Origin of the sequence: Spiroplasma citri, assembly GCF_001886855.1 — a bacterium.
Taxonomy (GTDB): domain Bacteria; phylum Bacillota_I; class Bacilli_A; order Mycoplasmatales; family Mycoplasmataceae; genus Spiroplasma; species Spiroplasma citri.
In genome coordinates this window covers 129,704-153,929 of sequence record NZ_CP013197.1, presented here as the reverse complement: position 1 = coordinate 153,929, position 24,226 = coordinate 129,704, and the positions used below count along the sequence as shown (strand labels likewise).

The 24,226-nt window shown below is 28.3% G+C and carries 28 protein-coding genes; all 28 read right to left on the bottom strand.

The window, feature by feature from the left end:
- Positions 1-154: 154 nt before the first annotated feature.
- The 28 genes from SCITRI_RS10980 to atpF all read right to left on the bottom strand — a co-directional run bounded on the left by SCITRI_RS10980 (position 155) and on the right by atpF (position 24,213).
- Positions 155-652, bottom strand: coding sequence for a hypothetical protein (locus SCITRI_RS10980; protein ID WP_237237996.1), 498 nt, complete (start codon positions 650-652; stop codon positions 155-157).
- A 348-nt stretch (positions 653-1,000) separates the two neighbouring features.
- The gene (locus tag SCITRI_RS10975) at positions 1,001-1,315 is read right to left on the bottom strand and encodes a hypothetical protein (RefSeq protein ID WP_237237995.1); all 315 of its coding nucleotides are present in this window, start codon (positions 1,313-1,315) and stop codon (positions 1,001-1,003) included.
- 151 nt (positions 1,316-1,466) lie between these two features.
- Positions 1,467-4,076 (bottom strand): ABC transporter permease subunit, encoded by a 2,610-nt coding sequence (locus SCITRI_RS00790; RefSeq protein WP_071891704.1) that lies wholly within the window; start codon positions 4,074-4,076, stop codon positions 1,467-1,469.
- Positions 4,060-5,031 (bottom strand): spermidine/putrescine ABC transporter permease, encoded by a 972-nt coding sequence (gene potB, locus SCITRI_RS00785; RefSeq protein ID WP_157092838.1) that lies wholly within the window; start codon positions 5,029-5,031, stop codon positions 4,060-4,062. The genes SCITRI_RS00790 and potB overlap by 17 nt, the downstream gene beginning before the upstream one ends.
- 9 nt (positions 5,032-5,040) lie before the next feature.
- On the bottom strand, positions 5,041-6,093 hold the full coding sequence (gene potA / locus SCITRI_RS00780) for a spermidine/putrescine ABC transporter ATP-binding protein (RefSeq protein WP_071891696.1): 1,053 nt from the start codon (positions 6,091-6,093) through the stop codon (positions 5,041-5,043).
- 24 nt (positions 6,094-6,117) lie between these two features.
- Entirely contained in the window at positions 6,118-6,651 is a 534-nt protein-coding gene (locus tag SCITRI_RS00775; RefSeq protein ID WP_004028332.1) for a helix-turn-helix domain-containing protein, read from the bottom strand.
- A gap of 115 nt (positions 6,652-6,766) precedes the next feature.
- Complete coding sequence (locus SCITRI_RS00770) at positions 6,767-7,588, bottom strand: Cof-type HAD-IIB family hydrolase (protein ID WP_071891691.1); 822 nt, start codon at positions 7,586-7,588, stop codon at positions 6,767-6,769.
- 43 nt (positions 7,589-7,631) lie between these two features.
- Complete coding sequence (gene metK / locus SCITRI_RS00765; protein ID WP_071891686.1) at positions 7,632-8,783, bottom strand: methionine adenosyltransferase; 1,152 nt, start codon at positions 8,781-8,783, stop codon at positions 7,632-7,634.
- Between the two features lie 264 nt (positions 8,784-9,047).
- The gene (locus SCITRI_RS00760) at positions 9,048-9,986 is read right to left on the bottom strand and encodes a hypothetical protein (protein WP_071891683.1); all 939 of its coding nucleotides are present in this window, start codon (positions 9,984-9,986) and stop codon (positions 9,048-9,050) included.
- 17 nt (positions 9,987-10,003) lie between these two features.
- Positions 10,004-10,804 carry a TIGR00282 family metallophosphoesterase gene (locus SCITRI_RS00755; protein WP_004028337.1) on the bottom strand — a complete coding sequence of 267 codons (801 nt, stop codon included), beginning with the start codon at positions 10,802-10,804 and terminating at the stop codon, positions 10,004-10,006.
- Between the two features lie 12 nt (positions 10,805-10,816).
- The gene (ylxM, locus tag SCITRI_RS00750) at positions 10,817-11,137 is read right to left on the bottom strand and encodes a YlxM family DNA-binding protein (RefSeq protein ID WP_071891680.1); all 321 of its coding nucleotides are present in this window, start codon (positions 11,135-11,137) and stop codon (positions 10,817-10,819) included.
- On the bottom strand, positions 11,137-12,123 hold the full coding sequence (gene ftsY / locus SCITRI_RS00745; RefSeq protein WP_071891675.1) for a signal recognition particle-docking protein FtsY: 987 nt from the start codon (positions 12,121-12,123) through the stop codon (positions 11,137-11,139). The genes ylxM and ftsY overlap by 1 nt, the downstream gene beginning before the upstream one ends.
- Before the next feature lie 218 nt (positions 12,124-12,341).
- Positions 12,342-12,530, bottom strand: a complete 189-nt coding sequence (locus tag SCITRI_RS10970) for an MDR/zinc-dependent alcohol dehydrogenase-like family protein (RefSeq protein WP_237237994.1) — start codon at positions 12,528-12,530, stop codon at positions 12,342-12,344.
- A 14-nt stretch (positions 12,531-12,544) separates the two neighbouring features.
- Positions 12,545-12,718, bottom strand: coding sequence for a hypothetical protein (locus SCITRI_RS10965; RefSeq protein WP_237237993.1), 174 nt, complete (start codon positions 12,716-12,718; stop codon positions 12,545-12,547).
- Positions 12,675-13,154: an alcohol dehydrogenase catalytic domain-containing protein gene (locus SCITRI_RS10960; protein WP_237237992.1), complete on the bottom strand. Its 480-nt coding sequence runs from the start codon at positions 13,152-13,154 to the stop codon at positions 12,675-12,677. Before SCITRI_RS10960 ends, SCITRI_RS10965 begins: the two co-directional genes overlap by 44 nt.
- 101 nt (positions 13,155-13,255) lie before the next feature.
- The gene (locus tag SCITRI_RS00735; protein WP_071891670.1) at positions 13,256-14,014 is read right to left on the bottom strand and encodes a hypothetical protein; all 759 of its coding nucleotides are present in this window, start codon (positions 14,012-14,014) and stop codon (positions 13,256-13,258) included.
- 117 nt (positions 14,015-14,131) lie between these two features.
- A complete protein-coding gene (gene smpB / locus SCITRI_RS00730; protein ID WP_071891665.1) occupies positions 14,132-14,563 on the bottom strand; it encodes an SsrA-binding protein SmpB in 432 nt (143 codons plus the stop codon).
- A 13-nt stretch (positions 14,564-14,576) separates the two neighbouring features.
- Positions 14,577-15,524: an RNB domain-containing ribonuclease gene (locus SCITRI_RS12010; RefSeq protein WP_250638244.1), complete on the bottom strand. Its 948-nt coding sequence runs from the start codon at positions 15,522-15,524 to the stop codon at positions 14,577-14,579.
- Positions 15,421-16,695, bottom strand: a complete 1,275-nt coding sequence (locus SCITRI_RS00725) for an RNB domain-containing ribonuclease (protein ID WP_250638243.1) — start codon at positions 16,693-16,695, stop codon at positions 15,421-15,423. The genes SCITRI_RS12010 and SCITRI_RS00725 overlap by 104 nt, the downstream gene beginning before the upstream one ends.
- A gap of 77 nt (positions 16,696-16,772) precedes the next feature.
- Positions 16,773-17,069 carry a preprotein translocase subunit SecG gene (gene secG / locus SCITRI_RS00720; RefSeq protein ID WP_004028344.1) on the bottom strand — a complete coding sequence of 99 codons (297 nt, stop codon included), beginning with the start codon at positions 17,067-17,069 and terminating at the stop codon, positions 16,773-16,775.
- Between the two features lie 82 nt (positions 17,070-17,151).
- On the bottom strand, positions 17,152-18,003 hold the full coding sequence (locus SCITRI_RS00715) for an HAD family hydrolase (protein ID WP_071891660.1): 852 nt from the start codon (positions 18,001-18,003) through the stop codon (positions 17,152-17,154).
- Positions 18,004-18,017: 14 nt separating this feature from the next.
- A complete protein-coding gene (locus tag SCITRI_RS00710; RefSeq protein WP_071891655.1) occupies positions 18,018-18,848 on the bottom strand; it encodes a Cof-type HAD-IIB family hydrolase in 831 nt (276 codons plus the stop codon).
- Positions 18,849-18,991: 143 nt separating this feature from the next.
- Positions 18,992-19,255 (bottom strand): FoF1 ATP synthase subunit delta/epsilon, encoded by a 264-nt coding sequence (locus SCITRI_RS00705; protein ID WP_071891651.1) that lies wholly within the window; start codon positions 19,253-19,255, stop codon positions 18,992-18,994.
- Position 19,256: 1 nt separating this feature from the next.
- Complete coding sequence (gene atpD / locus SCITRI_RS00700) at positions 19,257-20,654, bottom strand: F0F1 ATP synthase subunit beta (RefSeq protein WP_071891647.1); 1,398 nt, start codon at positions 20,652-20,654, stop codon at positions 19,257-19,259.
- 14 nt (positions 20,655-20,668) lie between these two features.
- A complete protein-coding gene (gene atpG, locus SCITRI_RS00695; RefSeq protein WP_071891642.1) occupies positions 20,669-21,526 on the bottom strand; it encodes an ATP synthase F1 subunit gamma in 858 nt (285 codons plus the stop codon).
- A 15-nt stretch (positions 21,527-21,541) separates the two neighbouring features.
- Positions 21,542-23,113 carry a F0F1 ATP synthase subunit alpha gene (gene atpA, locus SCITRI_RS00690; protein WP_071891637.1) on the bottom strand — a complete coding sequence of 524 codons (1,572 nt, stop codon included), beginning with the start codon at positions 23,111-23,113 and terminating at the stop codon, positions 21,542-21,544.
- 16 nt (positions 23,114-23,129) lie between these two features.
- Positions 23,130-23,675, bottom strand: a complete 546-nt coding sequence (locus SCITRI_RS00685; RefSeq protein ID WP_071891633.1) for a F0F1 ATP synthase subunit delta — start codon at positions 23,673-23,675, stop codon at positions 23,130-23,132.
- A 7-nt stretch (positions 23,676-23,682) separates the two neighbouring features.
- Positions 23,683-24,213, bottom strand: a complete 531-nt coding sequence (atpF, locus tag SCITRI_RS00680; RefSeq protein WP_071891628.1) for a F0F1 ATP synthase subunit B — start codon at positions 24,211-24,213, stop codon at positions 23,683-23,685.
- Positions 24,214-24,226: the final 13 nt, after the last annotated feature.

Sequence of the window (24,226 nt, the reverse complement as noted above, 5' to 3'; positions counted from 1 at the left end):
ATAATTGCTTTCACACTAGCAAAAGAAAAATTTAACAAATATAAATAAAAAAATAAGAATAAGTAAATTATATAATAATCTTTTCTTCGCATTATTCGTTTAAAAATTTTGCTTAAAATATAAAACAAAATATTAAGATGATAGCCTGAAACAATTAATAAATAACACCCAATTGAATAAAATAATCATATAAAACAAGCGTTGCCTTTGCTTTTTGACCAAACAAAAATAAAGCAAGCGTATCTTTTGTTAGGTCATCATAACTATTAAAAAACTTTGTTATTTTAGCAAGAACCGTATTTCCAGGTTTAACAGCAATTACTTTCGTTATATTAAATTGATAAAAAATGTTATTAGCATTTAAAAACGATTGCATATTTAATTCATACACACTAGATGCTGATTTAATGTTAGAATAATAGCCTTGTAAACAAATTTGATCATGTAAATTAAAATTAATAGTTGTTTTTAAAAAATATTTTTTTCAACCAACACTCAAATAATAATAACCATTCCCGTGCTTTTGAATTCTACCATAAACAATGTTGTTTTCTTGGAAACTTGGTTGTTGCAAATAATAATGACATAATGCTGAAATAATGATTACAAAAATTAATAATCCTAAATAAATTTTTTGTTGTTGTCAAATCAAAATAAAACCTAAACCTAAAATAACTAAAATTGACTAATAACTATTAATTAATAATAAATAATTAAATCCAATAATACCACCCACCAATAAAAATTGTTCTTATTTTAAAAATTTTAATTTAGATTTTAAATTAAAAAACACAAAATAACCTTATAATATTAAAATATTTCACATAAATTCCTGTTAAATATTGTTGTAATTTATTTACTATTATTTTTGCATCAGCAATTTTTAATTGTAAAATATTTATGATTTAAGACTGTAAAAATTGCGGGATTAAAACCTGATTTAAAAGTTGTTTGTTAATTAAATGGCGCTGATATCATTTAATATATTTTGGGTTTGGAATTAAGCCAATACTTGTCATTTGTCGATATTTTTTTGTATCGTATTTTTATTAATTGGCATATAATTTTGGAACTTAAAATTAAATTTTAATAAAATTTCTTCAATTGAAATGCCAAGCATTTGTTCAGTTATTTGAAGTGGGGTTGGAATAATATTTTTGTTAAGTAATGGCAAATTATATTTATTAGTAAAAACAATTTGATAAATATTATTATTAAAATCTGTTGTAGTTTTATTTTTTTGATAATTATTATCACGAAAAGAAAATAAGAAATAAATTAAAGTAACTAATACTCCAAATAAAATTGTAAACATAAAATACCCCTGCTTTTTAATTGTTCTCCCCTACTTTCAAATTACTATATAATCATGTTATTTTTATTTTCCTTTTGTTAATTAAAATTTAATATTAAAAATAAAAAAAATAGAAGTTAATGACTCCTATTTTTTATTTTCAAAATAATTATTAGTTTTTTCCAGCAATTAAAATATTATATTTATTTAATACATAACTATCTAAATCAGTTATCTCAAATGAACCATCTGCCATTTCTGGTTGAGCAACATACATTCCCTTCTTATTAAGTTTTGCCACAGGAACATAATCACGCTGATAATTAACCATTGCACCAGATTCTGGATCATGAGCATTACTATAATTATAATTATTTTCATAGTCCATTACTTGTTGATACGGTGAAGTATAATTTGCTTCTTCTGTTAATGCGGATGAATTTTGAATAATAAAATTCATAAATTTATAAGCTAAGTCTCGATTTCTAGCATTTTTTGATAAAACCATGTTATCACTTCAAATGTTAGTTCCTTCAATTGTTTCTGGTGTTCACGCCTTTGTTGCTCGTGGGCGGGTAATAATTAATTTTGTTCCACTAGCTTCTTGATGACTTTTAGCAAATAATGTATCAGCATAAATTGCATCGCCATTATACATAAAAGCAAAATCAAAATGTCCATCACCAACGGCGTTTATTAACTCATCATTCATTAAGGCAACATTATTATGTTTTAATAATGTTGCTAATTCGTTGTAACCATGATCAACCTCCATTTGCGTTGTTGGCACTGGTTTGAAATAATTCTTTTCACTAGTTAACATAAATAAATTTCGTGGATCATTATTAATTAAAACTCGTTTATTTGCTGCTGCTTGTCATAAAATATCTCATGAAATTCCGTTTGATATAACATTATTATTTTTAACATCATTAAGTTTAATTTGGTCACGATTTGCACTAGATGCTCACTTTTCACGTTGATAACCAAATTTACCTTGAGCTGTTGTTGGTAAATTTTGATTTGCTTTAGCAAACATATCATTTAAAAAATTTAAGTTACTTTCTGTTGGATTAATCACCATTGATACTTCCCCTCAAAAATAAGGTAAACTATAATTGACAATTGTTTTTTGAGTAACTTCACTCTCTCCACTTTGAAGAATAACTTTTTTCAATTTATTTTTATTTAAAACATTTAATAATCCATTAACTAATGATGCCGCATAATTTTTATCAAAACATTTTGATGTTGTTGGATCCAAAGTAGAAGGAACAATACAATTTTGATAAAATTCTGGATTTGTTTTTTGTACTGTTGCTATATCAACATTTAAATCATTAAAATATTCATTTCCCATTGTTCTTTCTGTAACATCTTGTCCATGATAATTTGGGTTAGGTTTAATAATGTTAAAATTCTTATCAACATCATTTAATTTTTGATAATCAATTTCTTCTAAGTGGCCTTCTTGTGCTAACTTATTCACCATATAATCACTTGGAACCATTACATCATAATGTGTCGTATATAATTTGTTATATAATGTTTCATTACTATCATAAACACTATATTTAATTTTTACATTATATTTTTTTTCAAAATCACGGATTAAATCGGAAGTAATATATTCACCTCAATTTGCCACTGCTAAATCATAAATATTATTTTTAATATAAACTGCTGTTAGTAACACAATTGAACCAACTGAAATTGTTGCTAGTAACAATGGTTTTCAACTTTTTGCCAATCAACGGAATTTTTTCCGTGATATTTTGTTAATATTTTCTTTAGTTTCTTGACGCTCAATAAAAGTTTGTTTTTTATTCTTAATTCATAAAACACTTTTATCGTATTTTTTTTCTAGTCTAACAATTTTTCAACGTAATTGTTCTTTTTGTTTTTCATTATTAATTTTTTTATTATTTAATTGATGATAAAGTAAAGCTAATTTTTTTTCATAACGCATAATATCTTTATCTTTATAAGTTCCTTTTAGCATTTCTCGACGAAATTTATTATAATTAATTTTATAAACATTTCACCCATTTCATCCAATAATAACAACTCCAATAATTGCAATACAAATTGTTCCAAAAGCATTAATAAAAGGCTTAATTCGTTTCATTGTATAAATAAAAGTTGCAACATTGACATCATCACCACCAGTAAAATAGGAAATAATAAAGTCATCAAAACTCATTGCAAAGGCAATTGCTGCAGCTGCAATAATTGCTGGTTTTAAAATTGGTAAAATAATTTTTCGTAAAGTTTGAGATGGTTTTGCACCTAAATCTAATGAAGCCTCAATTAATTTTGGATCAACTTTCCGTAAGCGTGGTAATACTGTAATAATTACATATGGTACATCAAATGAAATATGTGCTAAAACTAATGTTAACATTCCAAAGTTTCCTCCTAAGGCAATAAATAACATCATTAACGAAACAGCCGTAATAATATCAGCATTAATTAACGGAATATTAGTAATTGATAATGTCATTTTTTGTGTAACTCGGCGTGCCCGACTTAATCCAATTGCAGCTAAAGTTCCAATAATAACTGAAACAACAGTTGCAATTATCGCTGTAAAGACTGAAACAATAATACTTTGTAAAAAAGGTTGTTCATTAGCAAGTTGTTTATACCAACGATCAGAAAAACCATTAAAAATACTCATACTTTCACCACTATTAAATGAAAATAAAATTAAAATCATAATCGGAATATAAATGAATAACATAATTAATGCCATATAAGATGATTTAAAAAACTTTTTCATTGCGACGCCCCTTTCTTATTTCAAAATATTTTGATAATGCATTTGATAACACAATAATTAAAAAAACAATAAGGGCTAAGACAACTGATATTGCTGCGCCAATTCCAAAGTTTTCTCCTTTAAAGAAATATGCTTCAATCACATCAACAATTAAATTAATTCAACCATTCCCCATAAATTTAACAATAATTAAAGAAGTTGCTGCTTGAACTAATAATAATGTTCCACCTGCAATAATTCCTGGGATTGATTGACGAAAAATAACTTTTCAAAATGTTTTAAAACCGTTTGCTCCCAAATCTTTTGAAGCTTCAATTAATGATGTATCAATTTTATCTAAACTATTATAAATTGGTAAAATTATAAATGGTAAAAATGCATAAATCATTCCGATAACAACCGAAATTGGTGTTCCAAGTAAACTTGGAGCAATAATATTAAACAGTGTTTGTAATCCAATAATTTTTAGTAACATATTAATTCAAATTGGTAAGGTTACTAAAATTCAAATATTTTTTGACAATAGTTTTGATTTACAAAACGCCATCACATAAGCAACTGGATACGCAATCACAATTGCAATTAAGGCCGCAATTAATGAATATCCTAAAGCTAAGAAAAGTGCAATCACAAATTTTTGCTCTGAAAAAAAAGTTACAAAATTTTTAAAATTAATTTCAAAACCTAAACTATTTCCCGTTGGTTGAATAAATGAATATAATAAAATAATTAATAATGGTACAACAATTAACAAAATCATAATGATAAGATATGGCCATAAAATTGGATTAAATCCTCTTTTAAACCATTTGTTTTGTTTCGCATGATAAGAAATGTTTAAATATTTTGTTCGACATCAAGCAGCAAAATGTTGACTAATTGATTTAACCTTACTATCTTGTTTTTTAAATCATCCTTTACCCTTTTTTGGTGGTTTACTTTTGTTTTCCATCATTCTTGCTCCTTAATCATCAATCTCTTTCCACATAACATGAATATCTTCAACATTTCACGAAATATCAACTTGGTCACCTTCTTCAACTCTATCTGTTGAATGAATTAAATATTTTCGTTCTTTACATTTAACAATAATTTCCCAATGAACTCCTTTAAAATTAACTCTTTTAACTGTTCCTGTAAAGAATCCTTTTCCCACTGGAACAATATCAATATCTTCAGGACGAATAATAATATCAATTTGATTTTCATTTTCACCAAATCCACGATCAACACAAACAATTTTTTTACCATCAATTGTTACTAAATTATCTTTAATAAAAATTGCATTTGAAATAATATTTGAGTCACCAATAAATTGTGCTGTTCATAAATTTTCTGGTTCATTATAAATTTCCGCGGGTGTACCAACTTGTTGAATTGCTCCATCATTCATTACAATAATACGATCAGACAATGTTAATGCTTCTTCTTGGTCATGTGTTACTAAAATAAAAGTAATTCCAATTTCTCCTTGCAAAGCTTTTAATTCTGCTTGCATTTTTTTTCGTAATTTAACATCTAATGCAGCCATTGGTTCATCTAATAATAAAACCCTTGGCTTATTAATTAATGCTCGTGCTAATGCAACACGTTGGCGTTGCCCTCCCGATAATTGTTCAACTGATTTATCTTCAAAGCCTTCTAATCCTACTAATTGTAAAAATTTCTTTACTTCAGTTTCAATAACATCATATTTATTACGCTTAACTTTTAATCCATAAGCAATATTATCAAAAACAGTTAAATGCGGAAATAAGGCATAATTTTGAAAAACAGTATTAACTTCTCGTTTATGAACGGGTGTTTTTAAATAGTCTTTCCCTAAAAATAATAATTCCCCACTATTAGGTTGTTCAAATCCAGCAATAATTCTTAATGTTGTTGTTTTCCCACATCCTGATGGTCCTAGTAATGTGACAAATTCTCCTTCTTTAATGTTTAAGTTAATTCCTTTCAAAACCACTTTCCCATCATATTGTTTTGAAATGTTTCGTAACTCTAAAATATTTGTTTCCAATGCTCCTGCTCCTTTTCTAATCTTTTAAAATATTGGTGGTGTTGATATTCATAATACTTCAACAATTTCATTTGTTTCGTTTTTTAAATAGTGTTGATTATTACCATATAAATAAAAACTATCACGAGTATGTGCTTTTTGTACTTTTTGTCCAGAATAAACTAACACTGTACCTTTTAAAACATAACCAAAAATCTGACCCTCAAATGGTAATATGCGTTCTGATTCTCCTTGCGGTTTAATTTGAATTAAAATTGGTTCTAATTCATTTACTTGTGCATTAGGAACTAATCATTCAATACGATAATTATTTTGTTCAACTTTATAATGTTCTTCTGCTGCATAAACGAATTTTCTATTTTTTTCTTGTTTAAAAAAATCTGCTAAGTTGGTGCCTAAAACTTCTAAAATACTTTCTAGTGTTTCAATACTCGGAGAAGAAATATCGCGTTCAAGTTGACTAATAAAACCTTTCGTTAATTCACAACGATTTGCTAATTCTTCAATTGTTAAATTATTTTTTTGACGTAATAGTTTAATTTTTTCTCCTAGTAGCATAGACACCCCTCCTTTAGTAATTTTGTTTAGTTATACTAAACTTTTTGTTTTTAAATTACGACCACATTAATTATAAAAAAAACAAAAAAAATATCAATAGTTTTGATGATATTTTTTATTTTTTAAAATATTTATTAATTGCTTTTGCTACTCCTGAGCGACGATAATGGGCAGTTGTATCATCAGAAATAGTTTTAATATCCGCTTTGGCATTCCCCATTGCAATTCCAACACCAGCTCATTTTAACATTTCATAATCATTTGAACCATCCCCCATTGCAATAATTTCTGCTGGTTGAATATTATATATTTTAGCAAGATATTCTAAAGCATCTTTTTTGTCACTATCTTTTGGACTAATTTCTAAATTTAAACTTTGGTTTGGTAAATATGACCAATCAAAAATATTAAATTCATATTTTACTAAAATTTTTGCTTTAAATTTTAACACATTCTCTTTTTTACCACTAATAACAAACTTGTAAGCTTGATCATACAAAGCAGTAGGTTCACCCACTAATATTCTTTTTCGTTTTGTGTGAAAACTCATTCATTTAATCATCAAACTATGCTTAGTATTAACATAAGCTAAATGCTCATTTTTAACTGAATATGCTCATAATTGAATTTTACATTCATTAGCAAGATAAAAAACATTAATTAATTCATCATTAGAAAAAACATTTTGTTGAATAATCTTTTCTTTCGGAAAATCATAAATTACTCCACCATTAAAAGCAATTACTGGCATTTTATTTTCAATAATGCCTAATTTTTTTGCTACTTTTCTAATGGCACCAATACTACGGCCAGTTGCAATAATTACTTTAATTCCATTTGCCAATGCTCACTTAATGGCTGTAACATTTTGCTTTGAAATTCGATTTCTCCTTGCTGTTGTACCATCCAAATCAAGAGCAATTAACTTATACTTCATTAGTTTTTCTCCTCTTATTCTTTATGTTAATTATATCTAAAAATTAAACAACTGGTAAATATTTTATTAAACTTTGAACTTTATCTAATTTTTCTCATGGTAGTTCAGTATGGTAACGACCAAAATGTCCATAAGTTGCAGTTTGTTGATAAATTGGTTTTTGTAAATCTAATGTTTCAATCATTGCTTGGGGACGAAAATCAAAATTTTCTTTAATTGCCTGCAAAATAATATCATTTGTTACAAAATTAGTTCCAAATGTTTCAACAAAAATTGAAATTGGTTCAGCCACGCCAATTGCATAAGATAATTGAATCTCACATCGTTCAGTTAGTCCTGCTGCAGCAATATTTTTTGCGACATAACGAGCCATATATGCTGCTGAACGATCAACTTTTGTTCCATCTTTCCCCGAAAAAGCACCACCACCATGACGAGCATATCCACCATATGTATCAACAATATTTTTTCGTCCTGTTAATCCAGCATCACCTTTTGGCCCACCAATTACAAATCGACCAGTTGGATTAATTAAAACTTTAAAATCTAAATTCATTTTAAATTCTTGCACAACTGGTTCCATAATTTCTGTAATAACAAAATGCTTAAATTTAGCTTCATCAATATCTTCATCATGTTGAATTGACATTAAGATTGTATCAATATAAATATGTTTAACATTAGTTAAATCTAATGTTACTTGTGATTTCATATCTGGTCGTGCCCCAATAAACATTCCTTTTTTGCGTAGCATACTTGCTCTCTTTACTAAGGCATGAGCAATTGAAATTGCTAACGGCATATAATTATCTGATTCATTTGTTGCATAACCAAACATAATTCCTTGATCACCAGCTCCGGCTTTATCAACACCAATAGAAATATCTGGTGATTGTGTTTTAACTAGTATTTCAACTTCACAATTTTGTCAATTAATTCCTCATTCTGCATTATTATACCCAATTTCTTTTAACACTTTCCGTGCTACATTGGCATAATCAACCTTTGCTTTTGTCGTAATTTCACCACCAATAATAACCCGATTAGTTGTAATAAAACATTCACATGCCACTCGTGATAAGGGGTCTTCTTTTAAACATGCATCTAAAACAGCATCTGAAATTTGATCACAAATCTTATCCGGGTGTCCTTCTGATACTGATTCTGATGTAAATAAAATTCGTTCTTTTCCCATCTTTTCTTCTCCTTAATCATAAATAAAACCACATCAGAATAATGTGGCATTAATAACAATATGTTTACATATAAATTAACAGTTAAGTCCTATTCAATAACTAATAAATCTTATTGGTAGCATATCATTTTGCCCTGCTAAAAGCACCTTCTAGTTAAATATAGGGTTGCTAGTGGATCATTGTTTAGCGTACTAACCACTTCTGAATAATTTTTATGTTGTTACTTGACAACAAATATATTATAACTTAAAAATTAGTTAATTTTAATTTAAATTAATTATTTCATTAAAAATTTCAGCACTAATAGTTTGATTAGTAAATAAATAATGTTTTGCTGTCTCAATTTTTTTTATTTTAACCAGTGGATTAGTAATTAAAACTACTTGTTTTGCATTATAAAATTTATCAGCCTCTGCTTGCAATATTAAAGTCTTTACTTTGAGATTATTAATTTGTTTTACTATCTTTTTATTAAGATAATTGAATTGTAAAATTTGATTTAAAAAATAAGTTTGTTCTTTTTCTATCTTTAAAGTACTATAGGCTTCATTTTGACTTAAAAGTTGATAATCAATATGAATTTTAAGAATTTTGTTTAAATTAAATAAAAATCCAAATCCAATCCCAATTTTACTAAGTATTGAAAATCTTATTCCATTTGAATTTGTAATTGGATTAACAAAAATAACCTTTTCAATTAATGGTTTTTGTTCTAATAATAAATTAATTAAACCACATGAAAATCCTTCTAATAATAAAACAATTCTTTGTTGTTCATATTTATTTTTTAAAGCTGTAATTACATCAATAATATCATTAACTAAAATTCCAACATTTTTAATCCTAGTTGGTACATTATCCCTAACATTTCGTTGATTAAAAGCAATTACTGAAACTTTATTCTTAGCTCATGTCGCATTATTAATTCAACCAGCAAAATTTTCCTTACTACCATATAAATCATGAACTGCTAAAATAATATCCTGACCAGTTTTATCAATTGTTCCTAATGTTGATAATTCATATTGATCAGAAGTAATAAAGTGTCTATTTTCAATATATTCGGGCAATTGAATTTCTCCTCGTTTTGTTTTCTTATTTAAAAGACGATAACAACGTAGAAAAAAATAACAACACAAAAAAATTCCTAGAATAATACAAATAACAATAATGATTACATTCGTTTTAATTAAACTAGTCATTTAAGTTGCTCCTTTATCTATGCTAAAAAATCAGTTTCATTTTCTGGACGAATTAAAATTCGTTCAATTTTCACTGCTTGATTAGTTTTATCATCTACTTGTAATCATACTGCTGAAAAAATTAATTTATCATTTTCAGTTGCTGGTTCAAAACGCACTGGTAAACCAGTTTTTTCTTTAATAATAATTTCCTCTGGATTTGCTCCAATAATTGAATTATAACTACCACACATCCCAACATCAGTGATATATGCTGTTCCTTTTGGCAATATTCGATTATCTGCCGTTTGAACATGGGTGTGTGTTCCAAAAAAACCAGTAATAATACCATCATAGTTCCAAGCAAAAGCTAATTTTTCTGCACTAGCTTCCGCATGAAAATCAACAAAATGAAGATCACTATTATCATTATTAATAATCTCTTCAAAAATTGTATAAGGATTATCAACTGGGTCCATAAAACTACGCCCCATTAAATTAGTAACACGAATTTTTTTATTATTAATCTTAACAACAACTGTTCCTTTTCCTGGCGTAAACGAATTCATATTTGCTGGTTTTAATAAATCATTTACTTCTTCAATATAATTTAAAACTTCTGGATTACGAAAAATATGATTCCCGGAAGTAATAATATTAATCCCCAATTCTTTTAATTCATTATAATGATGCTTGGATAACGATTTCCCATGGGTAGTATTTTCACCATTTGCAATAATTAAATCAATCTTATATTTTTTTATTATTTGTGGCAAATATTTATTAATAGCTATTCGTCCGGCTTGTGCATAAATATCACCAATCATTACAATATTCATTTTAGTTTCTCCTTAATCACTATCAATTTTTTTTAATTTTTTTATTAATCCAGCACATTCCTTAATATTTTCAAATTCTTGATAAAGAATATCTCGCTGATGCTGCTTATATTCTAATTGTAAGTTATTTTCAAATTTATGCAAAGCATTTGTAATTTTTATCAATGAATCATATACAGCATTACGAGAAACATTTTTTAAACCAGCAATTTCACTTAAGGAATAATCATCAAAAAAATATAACTCAAAATATTCTTTTTGCTTTGTTGTTAATAATTCCCGATATAATTCATATAAAAGAATTAACTCATTTGATTTTTCCAAATCTTTCATTATTCTGTTTCCACTTCATTCTTGTTAAATAAGTCTTTCGTCAAATTATAAATATATTGTTCAATATCAAATTCTTGTAAATCAACTGGTTGCTCACCTAAACCAATTAATTTAACAGGAATATTTAATTGGTCTTTAATTGCTAAAACAACGCCCCCTTTAGCCGTACCATCCATTTTTGTTAAAACAATACCGCTAACATCGGTTACCTCTGAAAAGTTCTTTGCTTGTGAAATACCATTTTGACCAGTAACCCCGTCAATTACTAATAATGTTTCATGTGGAGCATCAGGAATTTCTCGCTTAATAATACGATTAATTTTATTTAATTCATTCATTAAATTAACTTTATTTTGTAAACGCCCAGCTGTATCAATGATAATAATATCAACTTGTTCTTTTTTTCCTTGAACTAATCCATCATAAATAACACTAGCTGGATCTTGACCTTCTTTTAATGGTTTAACAATATTGACATACAAACGTTCTGCTCATTGGTTTAACTGTTCAACAGCCCCTGCACGAAAAGTATCACCAGCAACTAATAGGACACTTTTCTTTTGGTCAAGAAATTGTTTTGCTAATTTAGCAATAGTTGTTGTCTTACCTGCACCGTTAACACCAACCATTAAAATAACATTTAATCGTTGGTCTTTGATATTTAATTTATTTTGTTTACTTTTTGGATCATTATATAAATCCATAATTACTTCAACTAAATAATCATTTGTATCTTCAATACTTCAACCTTTTCGCACTTTTTTTCGAATTTGATTAGTAATTTGTAAAACCATATTCATTCCCATATCACTTGCAATTAAAATTTCTTCTAATTCTTCTAAGTATTGATCATCATATTTTTTATACTTATGTGCTAATTTTTTAATATCATTAGAAAAAGTTAAGCGCGTTTTGCGTAACGCCTTTTCTAATTTAATTTGCTTCTTTTCTTCACGTTTTGCTTTTAATTTTTGAAAAAAACCCATTTCTTTCCTTCACCCTATTCTATTGCTTGTTATAATTTGACAACAACTTTAAAAATATCTGTTTCCATAAAAGTTTCATATGCTTTTAACACTTCATTTTTATTAAAAGTTTTTGATACTAAATACTTTGGAATAATTTCTTTATTTTCAATTTTTAATACAAGTTCTTTTAAAGTATAACAATTTAAAATTCCGGTATGAATAGTAATATTTTGATTTTATAATTGTTGTAAGTTAAATACAACTGGTTTTTTGAAAACACCAATTGTAATAATTGTACCATTAAAATTAATCATTTGTTGTGCCTGCTCAAAAGTACCTCGGTTATTACCTACACATTCAATTACTAAATCATATTTAACATCAAAAGTAGTTAAAGTACTATCATAAATTTTATGCGCCCCCATTTTTTTAAAATAATTTAATTTTTGACTATGATGACCATAAATATCAATTTTTTATTATATTTATTTAACAACAATAAAATCCCTAAACCAATTGGCTCATCACCAATAATTGCAACATTATTAATTTGTTTTAAATTAATTTTTTTAATAACATTTTCATATCCTGTTGGTAACACATCTCTTAACATTAATGCATCAGTTAAATTCATTTTTTTTTGGAATTTTAATAACACTATTCTCCCCATAAGGGACACGAACATATTCAGCATGCGTTCCATTGATTTTAGTTCCCAAAATAAAACCACCATTCGTACAATTAGCAAATGCTTTTTGTTCACATCATTGGCAAATATTACAGTGAGTAACACATCCAATCGCAACACGGTCGCCGATTTTAAGTTTTGTAACATCATCTCCAATTGCTGTCACAATTTCAACTCCTTCGTGTCCCATAATTGTGTTAGGAACAACACTATTATCATAGCCTAAATATGGGCGATAATCCGCATGTGAAAAAGTAAACCCCTCAATTTTTACAATAATATCTGTTGCTTTTTTAATAATTCGCTCGTTAGTTTCGGCTCATTCAATCTTCTTTTTTCCTTGAAAAATTAATGCTTGCATTTTCTTCCACTTCACTTTCTACTTATGATTATACCGAAATAATAATGATGTTAAACAAAAAAAGAACAAGACCAAATAACTTTAAACTAATTATTTTTATCCTATTCTTCAACTTGCAATGTACCTCGTTCAAGTTCCACCGCAACATTAGGTTCAACTAAATCCGTAAATAAACGTTGGCGAGGTGTTCTTAAATTAAAATATTGACGTGAATTTTTTCGAATTAGTTCTTGATTTTCATCAGTTAAATTCATAAAAACCCAGGCATCAGTACAAACTGGTAAATTATTAAACATAATAACTTCTGCCGCATATGTTTCTGCTAATTGCACACTATCTTTAATTTCTTCATCAAATGGAACAATAAAACTATCCTCTAAATCATTAATTTTTTCAATTGATGGATCATTAGCAATTCCAATTCCAATTCTAACTTCACGAACAACTTGGTATTTTTCATATAATGTATAATTAATAATTTTAACAGTTGTATTAATATAATTAGCAATTTCAATTAAATAATTTAAATCCCCATCATCTTCATATAATGCTAAATAAATATTTTCATGGCGATGAATTCCAGTAACATTTTCACCCATTTTTAACGAACTTAAAATAGTTTCTTCTAAACTATTTATAATTCATTGATAAGTATTCTTATCATATGCTTTTTTAATTTCTTTTTCATTAATAAAACGAACAACAACGGAAGAAACAGATTGATTTTTATCTTCTTTTAAATAAAAAGGTGGTAATTGTAAATTTGATAAAGCCACACGATTACGATATTCATCAAGTCTATTTTTACTATAAACATATTCTTTTAATATTTCAATCGTTTGTTGCGGTTCTCACTTCATATTTGTTTACCCCTTATTATCAATTAATTAAGTTAATTATATCATAAAAAGCCTTAAAATAAAGGCGATTATGATGTTGAACCTTATTAATTTAAAATTTATATCATAGTTTAAGAATTAATACTTCCGGCGTAAACGCTCATTATCCCGTTGTTTAATTGTTTCACGTTTATCATAATTCTTCTTCCCACGAACTAAAGCAATTTCTAATTTAGCATAATTATTTTTAAGATATAACTTTAATGGTACTAACGTTAAACGTTCTAATTTAATTCGTTGCAAAATTTTCTTAATTTCTTTTTTATGTAAAAGCAATTTTCTAGTACGGTCAGCATCTGGCACGTATGCTGTTGAAAATTTATATTGAGCAATTATCATATTAATAGCAAACGCCTCATTTTTTCGAATAATAACAAACGCCTCATTAATTGATACATCATTATTCCGAATTGACTTAATCTCACTGCCTGTCAAAACAATGCCAGCTTCATAGGTTTCAATAATTTCATAATTATACCGTGCTTTTTTATTAACTGTAATTGTCAACATTAATATCAACTCCTTAATCAACTAGTTCAAAATCAATTTGTCGTAGTTTTTTACTTGCTTTCTTTACTCTAATTCGTACTTTTTTTCCTAAAAAATATTCTTTCCGTTTTCGTTCTCCAATTAATTTTAAACTTTTTTCATCAAAAACGTAATAGTCATTTTTTAAATCAGTAATATGAACTAATCCTTCAATTGTATTTGGTAATTCAACAAAAATTCCAAACGAAGTAACCCCTGCAATAATACCATTATATTCATATCCAATTTTATCTTCCATATATTCGGCTTCTTTCATTTTATCAACTTCTCGTTCACATTCCATTGCACGTAATTCTGCAAGGGATGACTGTTGACTAGCATGACTAACAAAAGCTCGCGTTTGTTCTAAATCAGTAATTTTAACTTTTCCTTGAAATAAATACTCTTTTAATAAACGATGAACAACTAAATCGGGATAGCGCCGAATTGGCGAAGTAAAGTGCGTATAACATCAAGATGCCAAACCAAAATGGCCATCATTAATATCACTATACTTAGCTTTTTCCATACTTCGTAACACTAACGCTGAAATAACTTTAAAATTTTCCTTATCCTTTAACTTATTTAAAATTTGCTGTAAATCTTTAGAATGAATATTTTCTAACTTACCTTTAATATTTAAACCTAAATAAGATAATTGGGTATACAAGTCAAACAATTTTTTTGGCTTTGGCTTATCATGAACTCGATAAACAAATGGTAAATCCATTCAATAAATCGTTTCTGCTACTGTTTCATTAGCACGAATCATAAAACTCTCAATTAATTTTTCCGCGTCAGCACGTTCTCGTACAATAATGTCTTTAATCTTACCATTTTTATCAACAATAAACTTTGGTTCATCTAAATCAAAATCAACAACCCCATCATGTTCTTTTTTTCAAACTAAAATTTGATATAACTGTTGCGCTAAAAACAACATCTGAGCAATTTCGGCTGAAATATGATTTTTTTTCCTGGCAAAATAACTTATTAACCTCATCATAAGTTAATCGCGCTTTTGAAATAATCACGGCTTCATAAATACTAGAATTAACAACATGTCCCTGTTGATCAATTTCCATTTCACAAATTAATGTTAATCGTGGCTCAAAAGGATTTAAGGAACAAATCCCATTACTTAATTTTTCTGGTAACATTGGGACAACCCGATCAATTAAATAAACTGAACACCCTCGTTCAAAAGCTTCTTTATCAAGATAACTATTATGTGGAGCATAATGTGCAACATCAGCAATTGCAACTAATAATAAATAATTACCATTTTGATTTTTTTTAACTAAAATAGCATCATCAAAATCTTTTGAATCATTACCATCAATTGTAACAAACATTTCTGTTTGTAAATCACGGCGTGATTTATTTGCTAACATCGTTGCAACATCAATATTTTGGTTAATTTGGTTCGCCTCAGTTAATGCCTCTTCATTAAATTTAGTACGAATATTAAATTCATGTAAAATAGCTAAAACATCAACACCGACTTGATTAGTATTACCAATAATCTCAATGATTTTAACTTGCATTAAATTGTTTTTACTATTAATACTTGTAATAATTCCCTTGACAATTGTATTTTCAATTGCCTCATCCAAATTAATGATTTCAGCACGATATTGGGTTAATTTATTATTTAAAATTTCTAAATATTTCTGTTGATGACGATTCTTTTTAATAACCCCAACGACATATTCATTATTTCGTTTCAAAACTTTAATTACTTGTGCTTCTGCTTTTTTAGAATTATTATCATTTTTTTGTTTTTTTAAAATAAACAAAACTTGATCTTGGTCTAAGGCATTATTTAAATCATCTTGTTTAACATAATATTCTTCTTGGTTTTCATTAATTTTTATAAAACCAAAACCTTTTTTATTAATACTAATAAGTCCTCGTAAATAAATTTTTGGATCAAAATAGTAAAAACGATGTTGTTGTGTTACTCCAATAATATTATCATTTTCTAATTCAACTAAAGCCTTTAACAACATTTTATTATCATCAATTTTATTAATATTTAATAACTGTGCTAATTCAATCGTATCAATTGGTTTCGTTTGTTTTTTTAAAATGGCTACAATTTGCTCGTGCATATACCTTTCCCCCTAAATGAAAAAAGAGACATTTTTAAATCTCTTTTCAATTAATGATATTTTTAAAAACTTAATTATTACAATAGAACTTTCGTTAATAAATTTATCAATAATGTAATAATTAATAATGTTGAACCAAATGCTAACATAAAAATTGACAATGTTCGATCTAACCCACGTTCTTTACTATTAGCAAATAATTCATCATTACCACCATTTAAAGCACTTAATCCCGTTTGTGCTTTTTTGTTTTGTAATAAACCAACAATAATCATAATAATTGATACAATTAAAGCAATTATTTCAAAAACATAAATAATTGTATTGGCTACTTGTGGTTCAATTGCTAAAAACATCATACTTGATAAGTTCATTAAAACATCCCTCTCTAAATTAAATTATTTTCTTATTAATAATACTATAAAATTACCAAAATTATTGCATTTTAAATTAATTTTAATTATTTTTTTCAATGCTATTTAAATAATGATAAATTCCTGCTGCATTATTACTGCTAGCTATATCGTATGCTAAATCTAAAATTGTAGTTGGACTATGTTCCATTGCAATTGCATAAGGTAAAATTTCAAACACAGAACGATCATTATAATTATCACCAAAATATAAAACATTTTCTAATTTAATTTCTCGGCCTTGTCTTTGATTTAAAATATCAATTAAATGTAAAATTGCTTGTCCTTTATTTGAATTAACATGGACAATATCGCACCCATAGTCAGATAATGGCTCAACATTAATATTTGAAACTTGTTTTAATACAGTATACATTTCTTGAAACATCATATTAGATGAATGCTTTGCAACAATTTTATTGGCTATTCTAATGTCATCACGACAAAATGGTTTTGCTTGTTTCATTCCATCTAAAAATGCGCATGGTTTTGATTTAATTTCTAATAATTTTTCACCAGCACAATATAAATTATTATCATCTTGATACGAAATTGTAAAATCACATTGATATTTTAATAAAATTTCAATTACAACAACTAAATCCGAAATTGGTATTAAATTACTATAAACTGGCTCATTATTTTTAGCATCATACACTAAAGCACCATTAGCACCAACAACATACTGGCAATAATCCTTAATTTTTAATTCTCTTGTGTAATTATCAAAACCAAGGGGCATTCGTCCTGATGCAATTGAAACAGCAATTCCTTTTTCTTGCAATGCAAGTAATTTATTTTGAACAAGGGCTGGTAACTCTTGATTATCAGTAATCAATGTACCATCAACATCAGTAACAATTAATTTAATTTGATTACCATTAATTTTTAACATTGCAACCTCATCTTCTATTTTAATATTGTTTTATAAAGATAATCAGCAATTCCTGCAGCATTATTATCTTTTTCCGTAACTGCAAAAGCAACTTCTTTTAATTGCGGCGTAGCATTAGCTAATGCAATTCCATATTTTGAATTTTTAATCATTTCATAGTCATTCATTTGATCACCAAAACACATAATTTCATCTGAATCAAGATGGCAATTTTCTTTATGCTTAAGCACTTCAATTAATTTTAAAATTCCCTGTCATTTATTAACATTTTTAGGAATGATCTCAATAAACCCATATCCAGTAACTTCTGTTCTTAATGTTTTGCTAACCGCAATTTGTTGTCGTAATCAATTTTGTTTTTGCTCATCATGGCAAGAAATTACAACCTTACGCATTTGAGGAATTTCGTTTCAATCTAAAACAATTGCTTTAATGTCAGTATTACGAAATAAAAAAAGATCATCTTTAATAATACTTGCTTGTGAAACATAAGCCTCTTGTTCATTAAGTGGTGCTAAATAAAAGTCATGACCAAATTCTCGTACAATATTAATTGCCCATAATGTATCTTGATATGAAATTATTTCATCATATACATATTCTTTTGTTTTTAAATTTAAAACTGCCCCGCCATTAGAGCCAATAACATATGGGCAATGTTCAAGGATTCCTAATGTTGTTGCATAATCAGATAAACTACTAGGAACCCGTCCTGAAGCAATAGTTACTAAAATACCCATTGCTTGGGCCTTTTTTAAAACCTCAATGTTTGCAGTCGGAATCTTTTTTTCTTTATCAGTTACTAATGTTCCATCAATATCACACACAATCATTTTTACTATCATTGCATTGCCTACTTTCTTTTAATATTACTTACTTTATCATATAAGTAGTCTCACATATTATTATTTTATCATGTTTTATTTTGTATTTATAATTAAGAAAATTAAAACAAAAAAATCTCAAAAAGAGATTTCTATTTTCGTATCTAACTAATCGGTTCAACCTCGTCAGCAAGAATTTTAACAAATTCTTGCTCAACTTGTAAAATTCCACCAGCAATACTTAATTTATATTCTTTATTATTAACTTTATATGTCATTTCAGATGGAACAATTGTTGAAACAAGAGGAATATGTCCATATAAGATGCCTATATATCCCGTAATTGTTTTCACTGTTATAATATCAACTAAGCGATTAACAATCACACCTTGTGGTGTAATAATTTTTAAACTAATTTGATTTGCCATTTTAATTATGTTTTAAAGCTTCAGCCACTTTAACAACCTCATCAATTGTTCCAACATATAAGAATGCTTGTTCTGGTAAATCATCATACTTTCCTGTTAAGATTTCTTTAAAAGCACGAATTGTTTCTACCACAGGGACATATTTTCCTGTTTTTCCAGAAAACTTTTCAGCTACAAAAAATGATTGTGATAAAAAGTTACGAATTTTTCGTGCTCTTGCAACAGCTAATTTATCTTCATCTGATAATTCATCCATTCCTAAAATTGCAATAATTGATTGCAATTCTTTAAATTTTTGTAAAATTTCTTGTACTCCTCGCGCTACTTCATAATGTTCTTCACCAACCACTAAGGGGTCTAATAACCGTGATGAACTTCCTAGTGGATCTACCGCCGGATAAATTCCTAATGCTGCAATTTCCCGGTCTAAAACAACCTTAGCATCTAAATGAGCAAATGTTGTTGCTGGCGCTGGGTCGGTTAAATCATCCGATGGTACATATACTGCTTGTATAGAAGTAATACTTCCTTTTTTAGTTGATGTAATTCGTTCTTGCAAAGCTCCCATTTCAGTTGCTAAAGTTGGTTGATAACCAACTGCTGATGGCATTCGTCCTAATAAGGCTGATACTTCAGAACCAGCTTGGGTAAAACGGAAAATGTTATCAATAAACAATAAAACATCTTGGTTCTTATCATCACGGAAATATTCAGCAATTGTTAATCCAGTTAAGGCAACTCGCATACGAGCTCCTGGTGTTTCATTCATTTGGCCAAAAACTAAGGCTGTTTTATCAATAACGCCAGCTTCAATCATTTCATAATATAAATCATTACCTTCTCGTGTTCGTTCACCGACACCAGCAAAAACAGAAATTCCTCCGTGTGCTTTTGCCACATTATTAATTAGTTCTTGCACTAGTACTGTTTTTCCAACTCCAGCACCACCAAACAAACCAATTTTCCCTCCTTTTGCAAAGGGAACTAATAAATCAACAACTTTAATTCCTGTTTCTAAAATAGCCGCTGTTGTTTGTTGTTCTTCATATGATGGTGCTTCGCGGTGAATTGGACGCATTAACTTTGTTTTTGGTTGTGGTTTTTCATCAATTGCTTCTCCAAGAACATTAAACATTCGTCCTAAAACCTCTTCACCAACAGGGACTGTAATTGGAGCTTTCGTATCAATAACATCCATCCCCCGAACCATTCCCTCTGTTGGCCCTAGGGCAATTGCCCGTACGGTGTCATCACCAATATGTTGAACAACTTCTAAAACTAACTTTGTTCCATTATTATTAACCGTAATAGCATTATATAATTCAGGCAAATACTCTTCGGTAAACCGTACATCAACAACAGGTCCTAACACTTGTACTACTTTTCCATTTTTCTCCATTTTTTAACCACCTCTTAATTTTCTTGTGCGCCAGCTCCGGCAACAATTTCCGTAATTTCCTGTGTAATTGCTGCTTGTCGCTTACGGTTATATAATAACGATAATTTTTCTAACATCGCATTTGCATTATCTGTTGCATTTTCCATTGCTACTCGCCGTGATGCTTGTTCTGAAACCTGTGATTCAACAATTGATGAAAATAAAATTGTATTTAAATACATTGGTACCGCATTTTCTAAAATTGTTGTTGGATCTGGTTCAAATTCAGTAATGACATTAATGTGCTTTGGTTCTTCATGCTGCGCTGCCTTAATGATTGGCAATAATTGTAAAATTGTTGGTTCAAAAGTTACATTATTAATAAATTTTGTATAAGCAATTTTAATTTCATCATAAGTATTCCCATTAAAACCAGATAAAATTTCTTGTGCAAACTCACGAGCATCATCATAAGAAAAATTAATATCAATATCTTTTCTTGTCTGCATAATTTCATAGCCTTTATGGGCATAAAATGTTTCTGCTTTAGAACCAATCGCAATAATACAATCATTTTTTCTTAATTGTTGTAACACTAACTTATTAATATTAATATTATAACCACCGCATAAACCTAAATTTGAATTAACAATGATTCAACAAGTACGTTCACTAACTTTTGTACCATCTTTTTTTTGATAAATTGAATCATCTGCTTTACTAATAATGTCATTAAAAACAGTACAAACTTCAGCAAAATACGGTTTTGAATTAGAAATTCGTTTACCAACTTTTTTTAATTTTGCTGTTGCTACCAATTTCATTGCTTGTGTTATTTTAGATGTTGAAGTAATTGAAGTAATTTGTTTTTTTAAACCTGTTCCGACTGCCATTTGGTTCTTTTTACCTTATTGTCCTAATTGGTTTCACTCTTCAATTTGCCCAAACATTTCTGGTTTATAATCAGCAATTTTATTGGTAATTTTTTTAACAACACTAATAATTTCATTATCAATATTAGTCATTAATGTTTCGCTATAGGCTTTCACTTTTGCTAATTCAGTATAATATTTTTGGGCCTTTGTATTAAAATGTTCAATTATTTCTTCTTTAAATTCTTGAATTTTACCAACTGGAATTCAACGAATTCTTTTTTTCTTAACTGCTAGTAAAATTATTGCTTGGTCAATTTGTGAAAGGGGTGAATATTGTTTTTGTTTTAAAATTTCAATCACTCGTTTCCCATGTTCTAATACTTCTTTTGTCGCATCATCCAAATCAGAGCCAAATTGAGCAAAGGCTTGTAGTTCACGATATTGTGCTAATTCTAATTTTAAAGAACCAGCAACTTGTTTCATTGCTTTAATTTGTGCTGTTGAACCTACCCGTGACACTGATAATCCCGCATCAACCGCTGGGCGAATCCCAGCATTAAACTGATCATTATTTAAGAAAATTTGCCCATCAGTAATTGAAATAACATTAGTTGGAATATATGCTGAAATATCACCCGCTTGTGTTTCAATAATTGGCAAAGCAGTAATACTTCCGCCTCCATATCCTTTTGTTACTCGTGCTGCGCGTTCTAATAAACGACTATGTAAATAGAAAACATCACCAGGATATGCTTCACGGCCAGGTGGGCGATGTAATAATAGTGCCATTGTTCGATAAGCAACAGCATGTTTTGAAAGATCATCATAAATAATAATGACATTTTCACCAGATTCCATTCATTCTTCACCAATAGTAACACCTGTATATGGTGCTAAGTATTGCAATGGTGCTAATTCACTTGCTGTGGCTGAAACAACTGTCGTATATTCTAATGCACCAGCAGCACGTAATTTTTCCACAATTTGTGCAACAGTCGATGCTTTTTGCCCAATTGCAACATAAATACATTTTACATTTTTCCCTTTTTGATTTAAGATGGTATCAATTCCGATTGCTGTTTTTCCTGTCTGACGATCACCGATAATTAATTCTCGTTGTCCTTTTCCAATTGGAATCATTGCATCAATTGTCATAATTCCTGTTTCCATTGGTTCATCAACTGATTTTCTAGTCATAACTCCCGGCGCAATTCGCTCAACAGGGCGTGTTTTTTTTGCTTTTAATGGTCCTTTCCCATCAATTGGTTGCCCTAATGCATTAACAACACGCCCTAACAACGCATCACCAACTGGAGTTTCAACAATTTTTCCTGATCGGCGAACTTGATCACCTTCACGAACAGTTGTATCATCCCCCATTAAAACGGCTCCAACAGCTCCTTCTTCTAAGTTTAATACCATACCATAAATTTCATTCGGAAAAATTAGCAATTCACTCATCATTGCATTGTCAAGACCATCAATTAAAGCAATTCCATCTCCAACCGTAACAACAGTTCCTTCTTCATGAATTTCAATTTTTTTACCATATTCTTTAATTTGCTTTTTAATTATTTCGGAAATCTCATTTACATTTAAAGCCACTTTTTCACCCCATCTTCTATTTATTATGTATTGCTTTTTGTCGCATTGTTTCTAATTGTCCTGCAATTGAACCATCAATAATTTCGTGCTTAATTTTAATTCGAACTCCGCCTAATAAAGATGAATCAATTTTGTTAACTAACTCAATATGATAGCCAAATTTTTTACTTAATTTTGTTTCAATTGTTGTAATTTGTTTTTTTGTTAATGGCTGTGTTGAATAAATATTTCCATATTGAACATCATAACTAATATTAATTAGTTTTCTTAACCGTTTAAAAATTCTTCTAACATAGCAAAAAGCTTCGCGATCAATTAATAAAAAAAGGGCATTTAAAATTAATGGATCAATAACTTTTTGAAATGGTTTTGCTAAAATATTCTTTCGTTCTTCTTTTGGAATGTCAGCATTCATCATTAATTTAATATAATCTGGTTCCTGTTTAAATAATTCCACAATTATATTGCTAACTTCTAAGAAATGATCATTTTTTTTTGTTTCAAGCGCCAAGTCCATTAAAGCAGCAGCATAATTATCAATAAATTTTTCACTAATTAACATAATCTTACTACTCTAATTCTTTAATAAACTCTTCTACTAATTTCTCATTTTTTTCTTTATTAATTTCTTTACCTAATAATTTCTCAGCTGCATTAAAAGCAACATTAATAATTGATTTTCGAATATCATCATAATATTGCTCTTTTTCTTTTTGAATTTCTTTATGGGCTTGTTCGTTTAACTGCATAACTTCAGCTTTTGCTGTTTCCAAAACTTGATGACGTTTTGCCTCTGCTTCAGTTCGAGCTGCAACAATAATACTATTTGCTTCTACTTTTGCCGTTGTTAACAATTTTGATGCTTCTTTTTGATCAATTTTTGCTTTTGCTTGCTTTTCAGCAGCATCTTGAATTAATTCTCGAATTTTATTGCGACGAGCACGCATTGCTTTTCGAAATGGATTATAAACTCATTTTGATAACAAAATTAATAAAATAACTGTCGCAATAACATGGGCAATAAAAACCCATAAATTAGGAAATAATTGATTAATAATTTCTGCTGGTTCAATTGGTTTTGACATTAATCACATTGTCATAGACATCTAAGCC